The sequence below is a fragment of the Halobacterium sp. CBA1126 genome, from assembly GCF_009741975.1.
Classification (GTDB): Archaea; Halobacteriota; Halobacteria; order Halobacteriales; family Halobacteriaceae; genus Halobacterium.
Genome location: NZ_WPCF01000068.1, coordinates 1 through 14066 on the forward strand (window position 1 = coordinate 1; position 14066 = coordinate 14066).

At 70.0% G+C, this 14066-nt stretch carries 12 protein-coding genes and 1 pseudogene; 8 read left to right on the forward strand and 5 right to left on the reverse strand.

Annotation, left to right across the window (positions count from 1 at the left end):
- Nucleotides 1-361: 361 nt before the first annotated feature.
- Together ribH and GJ634_RS10245 are read left to right on the forward strand one after the other, a co-directional pair.
- Nucleotides 362-763, forward strand: a complete 402-nt coding sequence (ribH, locus tag GJ634_RS10240) for a 6,7-dimethyl-8-ribityllumazine synthase (protein ID WP_157502683.1) — start codon at nt 362-364, stop codon at nt 761-763.
- Nucleotide 764: 1 nt separating this feature from the next.
- Nucleotides 765-1907 (forward strand): pyridoxal phosphate-dependent aminotransferase, encoded by a 1143-nt coding sequence (locus GJ634_RS10245; RefSeq protein WP_157502685.1) that lies wholly within the window; start codon nt 765-767, stop codon nt 1905-1907.
- Between the two features lie 18 nt (nt 1908-1925).
- Here the strand turns inward: GJ634_RS10245 and GJ634_RS10250 are convergent, their stop codons facing one another.
- Genes GJ634_RS10250 through GJ634_RS16965 form a run of 4 tightly spaced genes read right to left on the reverse strand, consistent with a single transcriptional unit; the run spans nt 1926 to nt 5914 of the window.
- Nucleotides 1926-3608, reverse strand: coding sequence for a hypothetical protein (locus tag GJ634_RS10250; protein ID WP_157502687.1), 1683 nt, complete (start codon nt 3606-3608; stop codon nt 1926-1928).
- 59 nt (nt 3609-3667) lie between these two features.
- Nucleotides 3668-4921: a Glu/Leu/Phe/Val dehydrogenase gene (locus GJ634_RS10255; RefSeq protein WP_157502689.1), complete on the reverse strand. Its 1254-nt coding sequence runs from the start codon at nt 4919-4921 to the stop codon at nt 3668-3670.
- 48 nt (nt 4922-4969) lie between these two features.
- The gene (locus GJ634_RS10260) at nt 4970-5833 is read right to left on the reverse strand and encodes a CoA ester lyase (RefSeq protein WP_157502691.1); all 864 of its coding nucleotides are present in this window, start codon (nt 5831-5833) and stop codon (nt 4970-4972) included.
- Nucleotides 5834-5863: 30 nt separating this feature from the next.
- Nucleotides 5864-5914 carry a hypothetical protein gene (locus GJ634_RS16965; RefSeq protein WP_394350888.1) on the reverse strand — a complete coding sequence of 17 codons (51 nt, stop codon included), beginning with the start codon at nt 5912-5914 and terminating at the stop codon, nt 5864-5866.
- A 1349-nt stretch (nt 5915-7263) separates the two neighbouring features.
- Here GJ634_RS16965 and GJ634_RS10270 point away from each other — a divergent pair.
- Both GJ634_RS10270 and GJ634_RS10275 read left to right on the forward strand, forming a co-directional pair.
- Nucleotides 7264-7725 (forward strand): MaoC family dehydratase, encoded by a 462-nt coding sequence (locus tag GJ634_RS10270; RefSeq protein ID WP_157502693.1) that lies wholly within the window; start codon nt 7264-7266, stop codon nt 7723-7725.
- Nucleotides 7726-7764: 39 nt separating this feature from the next.
- Nucleotides 7765-8139, forward strand: a complete 375-nt coding sequence (locus GJ634_RS10275) for a cyclic nucleotide-binding/CBS domain-containing protein (RefSeq protein WP_197425482.1) — start codon at nt 7765-7767, stop codon at nt 8137-8139.
- A 24-nt stretch (nt 8140-8163) separates the two neighbouring features.
- On the opposite strand, the gene GJ634_RS10280 is transcribed toward GJ634_RS10275, so the two are convergent.
- A complete protein-coding gene (locus tag GJ634_RS10280) occupies nt 8164-9939 on the reverse strand; it encodes an acyl-CoA carboxylase subunit beta (RefSeq protein ID WP_157502695.1) in 1776 nt (591 codons plus the stop codon).
- A 256-nt stretch (nt 9940-10195) separates the two neighbouring features.
- Here GJ634_RS10280 and GJ634_RS10285 point away from each other — a divergent pair.
- The 4 genes and pseudogenes from GJ634_RS10285 (at nt 10196) to GJ634_RS10300 (ending at nt 13959) form a co-directional block, all read left to right on the forward strand.
- Nucleotides 10196-10764, forward strand: a pseudogene (locus GJ634_RS10285) (peroxidase-related enzyme).
- Nucleotides 10765-10820: 56 nt separating this feature from the next.
- Complete coding sequence (locus tag GJ634_RS10290) at nt 10821-11033, forward strand: hypothetical protein (RefSeq protein ID WP_157502697.1); 213 nt, start codon at nt 10821-10823, stop codon at nt 11031-11033.
- Entirely contained in the window at nt 11000-11965 is a 966-nt protein-coding gene (locus GJ634_RS10295; RefSeq protein WP_157502699.1) for a calcium-binding protein, read from the forward strand. Before GJ634_RS10290 ends, GJ634_RS10295 begins: the two co-directional genes overlap by 34 nt.
- Nucleotides 11962-13959 carry a right-handed parallel beta-helix repeat-containing protein gene (locus tag GJ634_RS10300; protein WP_157502701.1) on the forward strand — a complete coding sequence of 666 codons (1998 nt, stop codon included), beginning with the start codon at nt 11962-11964 and terminating at the stop codon, nt 13957-13959. The genes GJ634_RS10295 and GJ634_RS10300 overlap by 4 nt, the downstream gene beginning before the upstream one ends.
- The last annotated feature ends 107 nt before the right edge of the window (nt 13960-14066 follow it).

Sequence of the window (14066 nt, forward strand, 5' to 3'; positions counted from 1 at the left end):
CGCGACGGGCGCCCGCGCCACGGCGTCGCTGGCGCCGAACGCGCCGAACAACCACTCGTTCACGTGGAAGAGGAAGGGGCCGTGGACGATGGCGCGGTACGCCCACTCGCCGGTCGCGGCGTACTGGAGCACCCAGTAGCGACGCGGGCCTCGTCCCAGTGGAAGGTGCGGTCGCCGAGCGCGACGACCCGGAGCGCGAGGGCGGCCAGCACGGCGGCGGCGACCGCGAGCGCCGTCGCGCGGCGGCGTCCGAGGGAGGGCATCTCGTTCGCCAAACGGAACGGCCCGCATACAAACCTGTGGGTTCGCGGGAGCTGTCCGGAACGGTAGGCCTTTATCCGCCCCGGGAGACCCAACGGGTATGGTAGAGCTCGGGCTCGTCGTTGCGGAGTTCAACCGCAGCGTCACCGAACAGATGGAGTCGGCGGCCGTGGAGACGGCCGACGACGCGAACGCGGACGTCGTGGAGCTGGTCCGCGTGCCGGGGGCGTACGACGCGCCGCTGGCCGCCGACCGGCTCGCGCGCCGCGAGGACGTCGACGCCGTCGCGGTCGTCGGCGCCATCGTCACGGGCGACACCGACCACGACGAGGTCATCGGCCACGCGACCGCGCAGAAGCTCACGGACGTGAGCCTCGACCGCGACACGCCGGTCGCGTTCGGCGTCGCGGGGCCGGGGATGTCCGGCGCGGAGGCCCGCGAACGAGTACAGAAGGGCGCAGAGGCAGTAGACAGTGCGATTCACCTCGCGGAGGAACTCTAAGATGGACTTCACCGACAGGGTACGACGAGTGGAACCGAGCGCGACGCTCGCAGTCAGCAACCTCGCGAACGAACTCGAGGCCGAGGGCAAGGACGTCATCGACCTCTCGGTCGGCGAACCCGACTTCGACACGCCGCAGAACGTCAAGGACGCCGCCGAAGCGGCGCTGGAAGCCGGCGAGACCGGCTACACGTCCTCGAACGGCATCCCCGAGCTGCGGGAGGCCATCGCGGCGAAGCTCCGCGGCGACGGCATCGACTACGAGGCGGGCAACGTCATCGTGACGCCGGGCGCCAAGCAGGCGCTGTTCGAGACGTTCCAGGCGCTCGTCGACGACGGCGACGAGGTCGTGCTGCTGGACCCCGCGTGGGTGTCCTACGAGGCGATGGCGAAGATCGCGGGCGCGGAGCTGTCCCGCGTCGACCTCTCGCCGCACGACTTCCAGCTCGAGCCGGCGCTTGACGAACTCGCCGCCGCAGTCTCGGACGACACCGAGCTGCTGGTCGTGAACTCCCCGAGCAACCCCACGGGCTCGGTGTACTCGCGGGAGGCCATGGAGGGGGTCCGGGACCTCGCCGTCGAGCACGACGTGACGGTCATCTCGGACGAAATCTACCAGCACATCAACTACGGCCGCGAGCACGTCAGCCTCGCCGCCCTCGGCGGGATGTTCGAGCGCACCGTCACCATCAACGGCTTCTCGAAGGCGTACGCGATGACGGGCTGGCGGCTCGGCTACCTCGCGGGACCCGAGGAACTCATCGACCAGGCGGGGAAGGTCCACTCGCACTCCGTCTCGTCGGCGACGAACTTCGTCCAGCATGGCGGCGTCGAAGCCATCGAGAACACCGACGACGCCGTCGACGAGATGGTCGACGCCTTCGAGTCCCGGAAGGACCGCCTGCTCGAACTGTTCGCCGACCACGGCGTCGACGTCCCCGAGCCCGACGGCGCGTTCTACGTGATGGTGCCCGTCGACGAGGACGACCAGCAGTGGTGTCAGGACGCCCTCAAGGACGCCCACGTCGCGACCGTCCCCGGGAGCGCGTTCGGCACGCCCGGCTACGCGCGCATCTCGTACGCCGCGAGCACCGAACGCCTCGAGGAAGCAGTCGAACGGCTCGCAGCAGAAGGCTACCTGTAGCGCAGCGCGCTAGCGGGGCTACTTAGTTCTCCAGCGGTGCTCTCTGTACGCGACCACCGAGCCGACCAGCGCGACGAGCACCGCGCCGAGCGCGCCCTCGGCCGGGCGCCCGCTGACGGCAACTGCGACGCCAGCGGAGCCGCCGAGGCACAGGAAGTACGCGAACTTCGCGGCGGCACTCCGTCGGGGACCGAACTGCTCGGCCGCCGTCGTCGCCGCGGGCAAGAAGTAGTACAGCGAGACCGTCACGACGACGCCGACTGGCACCACGAACGACAAGGGCGCCGAGGCCGTCAGTCCCTCGATGCCCTGCGCTTTCACGGCGTCGTAGCTCAGAACGACGGTCGCGACGGCGGCAGTGGCCAGCACCTGCACGGACGCCGACAGGGGTAGCTTCCACCGCTCCGTTTCGAGGGCTGTGGAGTCGACGGCCTTCGTTCGGCGATACGCAGCCGCGACGACGGCCGTACAGCAGGCGAGCCCGAGTGCCGAGAGGACGGTGAGCCACAGCGGCCACATATCTCGGTCCGGGTTTTGGTGGAGGTGTAGTGCCGCGTAGAGAGTCACCGCGGCCGCAGTCACAAGCAGGAGCGACTGCGGGACTGACAGCCAGACAGGGTGCGGGGGAGCGTCGTCCGGGGCGTCGACGGCGTCCGGCGCGAACACGGCGGTGAACCGAGACGCGACGGTCCGCCAGTACCAGAGGCCGTAGCCGCCGAAGACGAACGTTCCGAGGAGCACGCTCGCGAACCCGGCCGCACGAACGGGCTGACCGAGCAGCGTCCGCAGGTCCGAGACTGTGAGGAGTGTGACGATACCCACGCCAGTGAGAGCCGCGAGTCCGGCTGTGAGGAGGCCGCTGAGCACGAAAACGAGCCCGCCGAACCCACGAATGGGGTCGGTGAGCACCGTCGTGACCACCCGGTAGATGGCTGGCTCCACGTCGAAGGCCCGCTCGTCGACGGCCTCGACTCGACTGGTCGCGAGCCGCGCCGCCGCGAACGCGACCACGGCCGCCTCGGGAATCGGAGAGAACAGACCGACGACGTAGACGAGAATCCCGAAGTAGACCGCACAGGTCGTGACGAATCCCGTGAGCACGACGTTGAGGAACCATCGAGTGAATACTGGAAACAGGCCCGAAGCGTCGCTAGCCACCGTGTACCGGTCACCCTCGTACAGCCCGCTTTCGCTCGGCCCCACGTCCGGTAATCGGTCGGCCGCTAGGTAGAGGAGTTCGTAGAACCGGCCGTCTGGTCGAGCGAACGGGTCCGCGTCCGCGGCTGCGAACGCCGCGGCCGAGACCGCCGTCCCGGCCGCGACGAGCAGAATCGGAACGTACCCCGACTCCGGTACGCCGTAGAACAGCCACGCGACCACGGCGCTCGCGGTGGCGTAGACGACGAGCATCGGCACTCGCGCCGTCCGCCAGTTCTCTATCCGCCCCGTGAACAGCAGCGGACTGAACCGGTAGACCGTCGCCGCGAGGAACGCGAACTGCGTCGTCCTGAGCGCGACGCCGAGCGCGCCGCCGTCGCCGCTGACCACCGAGAGCGTGGCGCTGAGTGCGGCGCTCCCGACTGTCGTGTCGACGACCTCCGCCAGAACCCCGGCGGTACCGTCCAGGAGCCGGAGCAGCAACTCCGCGGCGGCGAGGACCGCGAGGAGGCTGGTCCGGCGGGAACGGCCCGACGACTCCATCTGTCTGCGCTCCGGCGGGACTGCACAGCCGACGCGAATAAAAGGTCGGGCCTACCGAACTACGGCCAGTTCCCGCTGCCCTCGTAGGCGCCGAGGACGCGCTGGATGGCGACGACGTACGCGGCGGTGCGGAGGTTCGGGAGGTCGCGGTCCTCGTAGGCGTCGATCATCGCGTCGAAGGCGTCGGTGACGACGGCCTCCAGTTCCTCGTTGACGCGCTCCTCGGTCCACTGGAAGCGCTGGCGGTTCTGCACCCACTCGAAGTACGAGACGGTGACGCCGCCGGCGTTCGCGAGGATGTCCGGGACGACGTGGACGCCGCGCTCGGTGAGCACGTCGTCGGCGTCCGGCGTGAGCGGGCCGTTCGCGGCCTCGACGATGACGTCGGCGTCGACGTCGCGGGCGAGGTCGCCGTCGATGGCGTTCTCCAGCGCCGCGGGCACGAGCAGGTCGACGTCGAGCGTGAGGAGGTCCTCGTTGCCGAACTCCTCGGTGGCGCCGTCGTAGTCGGTGACGCTGCCGGTCCGGCGCTTGAACTGCTTGACGTGGCGGGTGTCGAACCCCTCGGGGTTGTAGATGGCGCCCGAGGAGTCCGAGACGGCGACGACGTGCGCGCCGAGGTCTTCGAGGAGGTTCGCGGCGACCGACCCCGCATTCCCGTACCCCTGCACGGCGACCGTCGCTTCCTCCATGTCCTTGTCGAGGTAGTCGAAGACCTCGCGGGCGGCGAACATCGTCGACCGGCCGGTCGCCTCGACGCGGCCCTCGCTGCCGCCGTTCTCGATGGACTTCCCCGTGACGACGCCGGGCGCGGTCGTGTTCTCGAGGGTCTCGTAGGTGTCTTTGATCCAGTTCATCTCCCGCTGGCCGGTGTTGACGTCCGGCGCGGGCACGTCCTCGTCCTCGCCGATGAACGGCCGAATCTCCTCGGCGTACGACCGCGTGATGCGTTCGAGCTCGCTCTCGGAGTACTCGCGGGGGTCGAGCTCGATGCCGCCCTTCCCGCCGCCGTACGGGACGTCGACGACCGCGGTCTTGTACGTCATCCACCCGGACAGCGCCTTCACTTCGTCGCGCTTGACGCCGGGGTGGTAGCGGATGCCGCCCTTGTACGGTCCGCGGTCGCCGTTGAACTGCGAGCGGTACGCGTCGAAGGTCTCGATGGACCCGTCGTCCATCTCCACGGAGAGCGTGAGTTCGAGCACGCGCTCCGGTCGCTTGAGGCGCTCGAGCACGTCCTCGCCGACGTCGAGGTGCTCGGCGGCGTCGTCGAGCTGCTCCCGGAGGCTCTCGAACGGATTCGTGTCGGCCATACGTTGAGCGTCACCGGCGCTCAGCAAAAGCGTGGCGGAACTCGGCACTCACTCCGCGGCGTCGCCGTCCGCGGCTCGCGCCCGTTCGAGGATGCGTTCGGCCTGCGCGACCAGCGGCGCGTCCACCATCTCGCCGTCCACGCGGTAGACGCCGTGGCCGGCGGCGTCCGCGTCCTCCTTGGCGTCGAGGACGCGCTCGGCCCACTCGACGTCCTCCGGGTCGGGCGTGAACGCGTCGTTGATGGGGTCGACCTGCGAGGGGTGGATCGCGAGCTTCCCGTCGTAGCCCAGCTGCGCTGCGAACGCCGTCTCCTCCGCGAGCCCCTCGGTGTCCTCGATGTCCGTGTAGACGGTGTCGATGGCGTCCACGCCCGCGGCGGCCGCCGCGAGCACGACCTGCTCGCGCGCGTGCAGGACCTCCACGCCGTCGTCGGTCCGCGTCGCGCCGAGGTCCGCGGCGAGGTCCTCGGCGCCGAACACGAGCGCGTCCGTCGGCCCGGCGTCCGCGATTTCCTCGGCGTGCAGGACGCCGCGCGCGGACTCCACGAGCGCCAGCACGGGGACGTCGAACGAGCGCTCGTCGAGCAGCCGGCCGAGCGTCGTCACCTCGTCGGCGGCCCGCGCCTTCGGGAGCACCACGGCGTCCAGCCGCGGGTTCTCCCCGGCGAGCACCGTCTCCACGTCGTCGCGGGCGCCCGCCCCGATGGGGTTCACGCGCACGCAGACCTCGCAGTCCGGGTCGAACTCGGGGTCCGAGAGCACCGACTGGACGGCCGTCCGCGCCTCCGTCTTCCGGGCGGGCACGACCGCGTCTTCGAGGTCGAAGACGACGACGTCCGCGCCGGTCTCGGATGCCTTCCGCAGTAACTCCGGCCGGTCGCCCGGCGAGAACAGGACGCTGCGTCGAGCCATGCCGGGGGGTCGCCCCGGCCGCTTGTAGGTCTATCGGCGCGCGAGCAGCGCGGCCGCCGCGAGCGCGACGACCGCCGCCACGGTGCCGAACCCGGGCGACTCGGACGGCGTCGAATTCGCCGTGGTCGTCGGCGCGTCAGTCTGCGTCGCGTCGGTTCCGCCGTCGCAGTTGCGGTCGGCTCCGCCGTCTCGGTGGCGGTCGTCGTCTCCTCGGTCACGTCCAGCGACGCGGTCACCGCCCCGCCGCTGGTCTGCGGGTTCACGTCGATGCCGACCGAGTAGTCGCCCGCGTTCGGGTTCTGGACGTCCTCGTAGACGACCACGACCTGGTCGCCCTCCTGCAGCTCGTAGTCGCCGTCGAACCCGAAGGTCAGCGTCGCCCCGTCGTTGCTCCCGCTGACCTCGCCGAGCGACGACGCGTACGACCGGTCGATGGTCGTGTTCGCGCCGTCGTCACCGCGGTCGATACCGACCGTCACGACGTCGTTCTGCCCGACGTTGCTCACGTCGGCTCCGGTCCCGCTGTAGTTGACTTCGAGCCCGGTCCACGAGGAGTCACCCATCTCCGCGTCGACCACGGCCGCCGCCACGTGCGTCGCCGTCTCGTTCGCCGTGTCGGGACTCGCGCCCACGTAGGGCTGGCCTCCCTGCACGAGACTCACGCCCGAGTCGGAGCCGAAGGACGCGTCGTCACCGTCGTCCTGCGTGGTGGTCGCGGTGGGCGTCTGCGTGGTAGTCGTAGTGGTCGTCGGTTCTTCAGTCGTCGGTGATTCGGTGGTGGTCGGTTCTTGGGTCGTCGTTGTCTCGCTCTCGATGGCGAGCGTCGCGAACGTCTCGCCACCGCTGCTCTGTGGGTTCACGTCCAGATTGACCTCGTACTCTCCCGCGTCCGGGTTCTGGACGTCCTCGTACACGACTACCAGCTCGTCGCCCTCTTGGGGGCTGTAGCTACCGCCGAGGGTGAATTTCAGCGTGTTACCGTTGTTGCTCTCGCTCACACTATCGAGGTCGTCTGAGGCGTTCACGTCGATAGTGTCCCCCTGCGAGTCGTCGCCCTCGTCGATTCCAATCGTCGCGACGTCACGTTGGTCGACGTTACTGGCGTCGCTGGCATCGTAGGACACTTTGAGCCCGTTCCACGAGCTACCGGCGGCGTCCCCGTCGACGGTGACTGTCGCGGTGTGTTCCGCGGTTTCGCCGGGACTGTCCGGCGACGCGTCTATCGAACCACTCGTTGCTGCCGTCGTCACGCCCGCGAACGTCGCGGCGGCGAGCACGACGGCGACCAGAATTCCTGCGCGGAGGTACTCCCTCGTCATGGTCAGGTAGAGCCCCGCTAACTGAAAAAGGCTGGTGGCCATTCACCCGTGTAAAAGCCTGACGGCCGGAATTTCGGCGGTTTTAAGGGTTGGGGCCGACGCCACTCGTGCATGACGGGACGCTACTACGAGGCGTTCGAGGTCGGCGAGACCATCGAGCACGAGAAGCGCCGGACGGTCTCCGAGGCGGACAACCAGGCGTTCTGCGACCTGACGATGAACCAGCAGCCGCTGCACCTCGACGCGGAGTTCGCGGCGGAGACGCAGTTCGGCGAGCGCGTCGTCAACGGGCTCTACACGCTGAGCCTCGCGGTCGGGCTGACCATCCCGGACACGACCGACGGCACCATCGTCGCGAACCTCTCGTACGACGACGTCGAGCACCCGGCGCCGGTGTTCCACGGGGACACGATTCGTGCGCAGTCAACGGTGACGGACAAGCGCGAGACCAGCGACGGCGAGCGCGGCGTCGTCACGTTCCACGTCGAGGCCTTCGCCGTGAACCGCGACGACGAGCTGGTCTGCGAGTTCGACCGCACGGCGCTCTCGCTGAAGCGCGAGCACGCGGAGTAGGAGGGAAAACGCCATGTGGGTCCCCTCCGTGCGTGAGGTATGACTTCGTCCGAGAGAGTGACAGTCGAAGACGTGATGTCGACGCCGCTGGAGACGATCGCCCCCGACGCGACCGTGCGGGAGGCCGCGCGCCGGATGCGGGAGAAGGACATCAGCGCGCTCGTCGTGACCACGTCGCCGCGCGCGATTATCAGCAGCACGGACGTCCTCGACGCCGTCGCGGACGGACAGGACGTCTCGGAGTTGACGGTCGCAGACGTGATGACGACCGACGTGGAGACCGCCGCGCCCGACCTCTACATGGAGGAGGTCGCTGCGATGATGACGACGTACGGCATCAAACACCTCCCCGTGGTCGACGACGACTACGTGGGGATGATCTCCTCGACGGACGTCACCGCGCACATGTCGTAAGCCCGGAAACCGCCCGCGGGCCCGCTACAGAATCGTGCTGTGTTTCTTCGACGGGCGGTCTTTCTCGACGTCCTCGTAGAAGTCGAAGCGCGCGGCGAGCTCCGACCGGAGCTCCGACGGCGGGACGATTTCGTCGATGACGGTCTCGCTGGCCATCCGGTGGACGTCGATGTCCTCGCGGTACTCCTCGCGGAGCTCGCGCTCGCGCTCGGCGCGCTCCTCGGGGTCGTCGATGTCGTCGAGCTTGTTCGCGTAGACGGCGTTGATGGCGGCCTCCGGTCCCATGATGCCGATTTCGCCGGACGGGAGCGCGATGGTGGATTCGGGGTCGTAGGCCGGCCCGCTCATGGCGTAGATGCCGGCGCCGTAGGCCTTCCGCACGACCACGGACTGCTTGGGGACGGTCGCCTCGCTGGTGGCGTAGATCATCTTCTTGCCCTTCTCCAGGATGGCGTCCTTCTCGACCTGCGAGCCGGCCATGAAGCCGGGGGTGTCGCAGAGGTAGAGGAGCGGGACGTTGTAGGCGTCGGACTTCCAGACGAACTCCGCGGCCTTCTCGGCGGCGTCCGGGAAGATGGCGCCCGCGCGCTCGGCGGGCTGGTTCGCGACGATGCCCACGGTGCGGCCGTCGATGCGCGCGTACCCCGTGAGAATCTCCTTCCCGTACTCGGGCTTGAGCTCGAAGAAGGAGTCCGCGTCGACCACCCGGTCGATGAGGTCGTGCATGTCGTACGCGCGGTTCGGGGACTCGGGAATCAGGCCGTCGATGCCCTCCGTGGGTTTCGCGGGCGGCTTCGCGGGCTGACTCGGGGGTTTCTCGTCGCTGTTGTCCGGGAGGTACTGAATCAGGTTCGAGACGAGCTCGCGAGCGTGGTCCTCGTCGCGGGCGACGAGGTCGGCGCTCCCGGACTTCCGGGCGTGGACGTCCGGGCCGCCGAGTTCCTGCATCTCGATCTCCTCGCCGGTCACCATCTTCACCATGCGGGGGCTGGCGATTGCCATCGCGGACATCCCCTCGACCATCACGGTGAAGTCCGCGAACACCGGCGTGTACGCGGCGCCCGCGATGCAGGGGCCGTACAGCACGCAGATCTGGGGGACGCGCCCGGAGAGCCGGGAGTGGTTGAAGTAGTACTTCCCGATGCCCTCGCGGTTCGCGAAGAACCCCGACTGCTCGTCGATGCGACCTCCGGAGGAGTCCATCAGGTAGAGCACTGGCTGGCCGGTCTTGAGCGCGCGCTGCTGCATCCGGAGGAACTTCTCGACGCCGCGCTCGGCCATCGATCCCGCCTTCACGGTGAAGTCGTTGGCCATGAAGTGGACGTCCCGGCCCTCGAAGTCCGCGGCGCCCGTAATGAGGCCGTCCGCGGGGAGGCGCGTGTCGGGGTCGGCGTCGTCGACGTCCGGGCTGTTCGGGTGCCACGAGTCGAAGTTCGCGAACTTCCCGTCCTCGAACAGGAGGTCGCCCGCTCCGTCGCCGCCCTCGTCGCCGAACCAGAGGTCGAGGCGGTCGCGCACGAACAGCTTGTCCTGCTCGCTCAGGCGCTCCTTGTACTTCTCGGGGCCGCCCTCGAGGATGTCCGCGATCTCCTCGCGGAGCCGCTCCTCGCGGTCGGTCGGCCCGACCTCGCGCTCGGACTCGGGCGCGTCGCTGGAGGGCGCGGGCGCTTCGTGGACGGCCGCGGGTTCGTCGTCCTCGCCGAGGTACACTTCGACCTCGTCGGCGACGTGTTCGGCGAGCGCGGCCGCGACCGCCTCGGCTTCCTCGTCGGTCGCGCCGGCGCCGATTCGTACCTTCATGGTCTTTCGTGGGTGGTACGGCGGCAAACCGTTTTCTCTTCGACTGCCACAAAGATTACGTCCTCTCGAAGAGAACACGTCTCCATGGGTCCCGTCGAACTGCTGCTGGCGCTGCTGCTCGTGGTGGTGTTCGCCGCGTTCGCGTACCTGCTCCCGCAGGTGTACGACGCGCTCCACTCGTAGCGCCAGCCCCCCCTGTCGCCGCCCGCGCGGAGCCACCCGCAGACCTATTGTCCCGGCCGCCGCGCCTCCACGCATGAGCGACGCGATGCGACGGTTCCCCGTCCCCGACGAGGCCGACCTCCCCGAGGACCTCCGCGAGCGAATCGCCGAGGAGACCGAGCGCGCGGCTTCACGCCGAACGTCTTCCGCGCGTTCGGGTACAAGCCGAGCCACTTCCGGGCGTTCTTCGCGTTCCACGACGCGCTCGTCGACGACTCGCCGCTCGCCCGCGAGGAGGTCGAGATGATAACGGTCGCCGTCAGCGGCGCCAACGACTGCCTCTACTGCGTGGTCGCCCACGGCGCGCTCTGCCGCATCTACGCGGAGGCCCCGAAGCTCGCCGACCAGCTCGCCACCAACCACCGGACGGCGGACGTCTCCGAGGAGCACCGAGCGATGCTGGACTTCGCCGTGACGCTCACGGAGTCCCCCGAGCGCGTCGACGACGCGGCCGTCCAGCGGCTCCGCGACGCGGGCTTCACCGACGAGGAGGTCTGGGACATCGCGGCGGTGACAGCGTTCTTCAACCTCTCGAACCGGATGGCGGCGGTCGCCGACATGCGGCCGAACGACGAGTTCTACGCGATGGGGCGCGGCGAGTAACCGCCGACGCGCCGGCCACCACTATATTCAAGTGCGTTACACCGCCACAGAGAGACGTGTCTCGGTGCCCAGTTCCGCGCGTCGCCGTCGTCGCCGCCGTCGTCACGCTCGTGGCGGCGAGCCCGGCGACCGCGCTCGCGGCTGGCACCACCGACGCCACCGCGGTCGAGTCGGGCGTCCTCTCGGTCGACGTGACCGGGCCGGGCGCGCGACCGAGCGCGGCGGCGTCTACTACGTGTGGGCCGACGAGACCGCCACCGTGGAGGTGACCGTCGGCGACTACCTCGAGGAGTCCGACACCTACTACGCGGACTACGACGTGCGGCTGACCGACACCCGGGAAGCGCGCTTCGCCGAGCCGTTCGACGAGTCGCTGGCCGCGACCGAGGTGACGCTCGGCGAGCTGGCGACGACCGAAGCCGACCTCGCGTTCGAGCCGGGGGAGCAGGAGCTCGAACCCGGCCGGCACACGCTGTACGCGACGATGTACCCCTCGGGGAGCGGCGACCAGTCCCGCCTCGACGACCGGGCGATTACCGTCCACGTCATCAATCGGGGCGGTGACCTCGACGCCGACGGCCTCTCGAACGCGAACGAGCTCTCGCTCGGCACCGACTTCCGCGACCCCGACACGGACGGCGACGACCTCGAGGACGGCCCCGAGGTCCACCAGTTCGGCTCGGACCCGACCGACCCCGACACCGACGACGACGGCGTCCGCGACGACGAGGAAGTCCGCGCGGGGACGGATTACGGCGAGGCCGACACGGACGCGGACACGCTCGACGACCGCTCGGAGCTCGCGGGCAACACGTCCGCCGTCCGGGCCGACTCGGACCTCGACGGCCTCCCGGACGCGCTCGAACTCGAACTCGGTACGGACCCCCACGACCGCGACACGGACGGCGACGGGCTCACGGACCTGACCGAGTACCGCGACACGGGCACGGACCCGCTCGTCGCGGACACGGACGGCGACGGCCTCGAGGACGGCATCGAACTCCGGCGGTACGGTACCGACCCGACGGCGAAAGACACGGACGCTGACGGCATTCCGGACGGCGAGGAAGTGTTGCGCGGCACGGACCCGACGACCCCGAACGACGACGCCACGGAGAACCCCGCGGTCGTGGAGGGGACCGGGGCGTTCGACTGGTCGGTGCACTACCCGATGGGACGGCTCCTCCACGCACTCACATGACGCGCCGGAGGCTCCTGCTCGGCGCGCTCGTGGTGCTCGGGGCCGTCGCCGCGGTGAGCGTCGCCGGGATGGCCACGACGGCGACGGGGACAGCGACCGCGCCGACGTACGTCGACGGCAACGTGACCGAGGACACGACGTGGACGCCCGAGGACGGCCCGTACTACGTCGGCCGGGACGTGACTGTCGCGGAGAGCGCGACGCTGACGGTCGAACCCGGGACGCGCGTCAACGTCGGCGAGGAGGTGACACTCCGCGTCGAAGGGAGCCTCGTCGCGGCCGGCACCGGCGCCGCCTCGATTCGGTTCACGACCGCGGACGCGGCCTCCGGCGCGGGGACGTGGCAGACCATCGAGTACGCGGGCGGCGCCGACTCGACGCTCCGCCTCGAACACGCCGTCGTCGAGCACGGCACCACCGCGGTGACGGCGACCTCGAGCGAGGGGTCGGTTCGCGTCGTCGACTCGACGGTGCGCGAGCACGTCCGGGACGGGCTGGCCGTCACGACCCGCGAGGGCGCGCCGTCGCTCCGAATCGCCGACTCGCGGTTCACCGACGCCGGGCGCGCCGGCGTCGCGTTCGAAGTCCCGGCGACCGACCCGTACGTGGACGCGGTGCGGAATCTGGCGGTCTCGGGGACGACGTTCTCGAACACGGGCGCGAACGGCGTCCTCGTGCGCGCTCGGGAGGTTACGGACGTCCGGATGACCGACGTGACCGTCGCCGGCGTCTCCGGGGACGGCGTGGCGTTCCAGACGGCGTCGACGGACGCCCGGCCGCGGACCACGAGCGGCCACCGCGTCGAGGACGCGACCCTCCGCGGCGTCGCCGTCGAGGGCGCGGGCGGCGACGGCGTCGCGTTCCGCGGCGGCGCGCTCGAGGACGTCACCGTGTCGGACAGCGAGGTCCGGGGCGCGTCCGGGAGCGGCTTCCACGTGCAGGCGGCGACGGACGCCGACGACGTGCGGTTCGCGCGCAACACCGTCGTCGACGCCCGGAGCGGCCTCCGCGTCGAACTCCGGCGGACGAGCGGCGGCATCCAGCACGTCTCGCTGGCCGTCGAGCACAACGAGTTCGCGCGCAACGAGCGCTACGGCGTCGACGCCAGCGCGGCGTACGTCTTCGTGGATTCCTTCGACGTACGGAACAACACGCTCGCGGCCAACGGCGCGGGCGGCGCGACGTTCAGCACGCAGCAGATCGACAACACGGTGTTCGCGGACAACGTCGTGCGCGACAACGACGGCCCCGGAGTCGCGGTCTCCGCGATTCGCGTGCGCGGCGCGACGGCGGTGCGGAACCGCTTCGTGGACAACGCCGACGACGGCCTCTCCGTCCGCGCGAACGACCTGCTCGGCGGCGTGTCCGTCGGGTTCAACGACGTCCTCGACAACGACGAGTTCGGCGTCGACCTCGCGGGCGAACGCGCCGGCACGACGACGGTCGTCCACAACAACACTATCGCGGCGAACGGCGACGGCGCGCGCGTCGTCGGGCCGACGCCGGCGCGGCTGGCGAACAACTCCGTCGTGTTGAACACGGCCGACCGCGAGCGCGCCGACGGCGGCCGGGACGCGGACGCAGCGACGGGCGTCGTCGTCACCGACGCGCCGAACGTCGAACTCGTCCACAACGACGTCTACGGGCACATCGTCGGCCTGCGGAGCGCGCTCTCCGGCGGCGCGGTCGTCGACGCCGAGCACAACTACTGGGGCGCCGAATCGGGGCCGTACCACGAGACGCTCAACCCCGACGGCGCGGGCGACGCGGTGGTCACCGACGGCGGGAAGGCCGACCCGGTGCCGTTCGCGAGCGAGCCGTTCGGCCCGCGCTACGAGCGCCCGACCGCGGCCCTCGCCGCCAACCGGACCACCGTTCGGCCCGGCGAGCGCGTCGAACTCTCGGGGCGGCAGTCCACCGACGACGGCGAGATTGCGCGCTACGAGTTCGCCGTCGACGCGCGCGCCACGCCGGCACCGAGCCGACGCACGTGACCAGTTTCGAGGAGCCGGGCACGTACGAGGTCTCGCTCGCCGTCGAGGACGAGCTCGGCGTGCGCAGCCTCAACGACGCGACCGTGAACGTCACCGTCGAGGCCGCC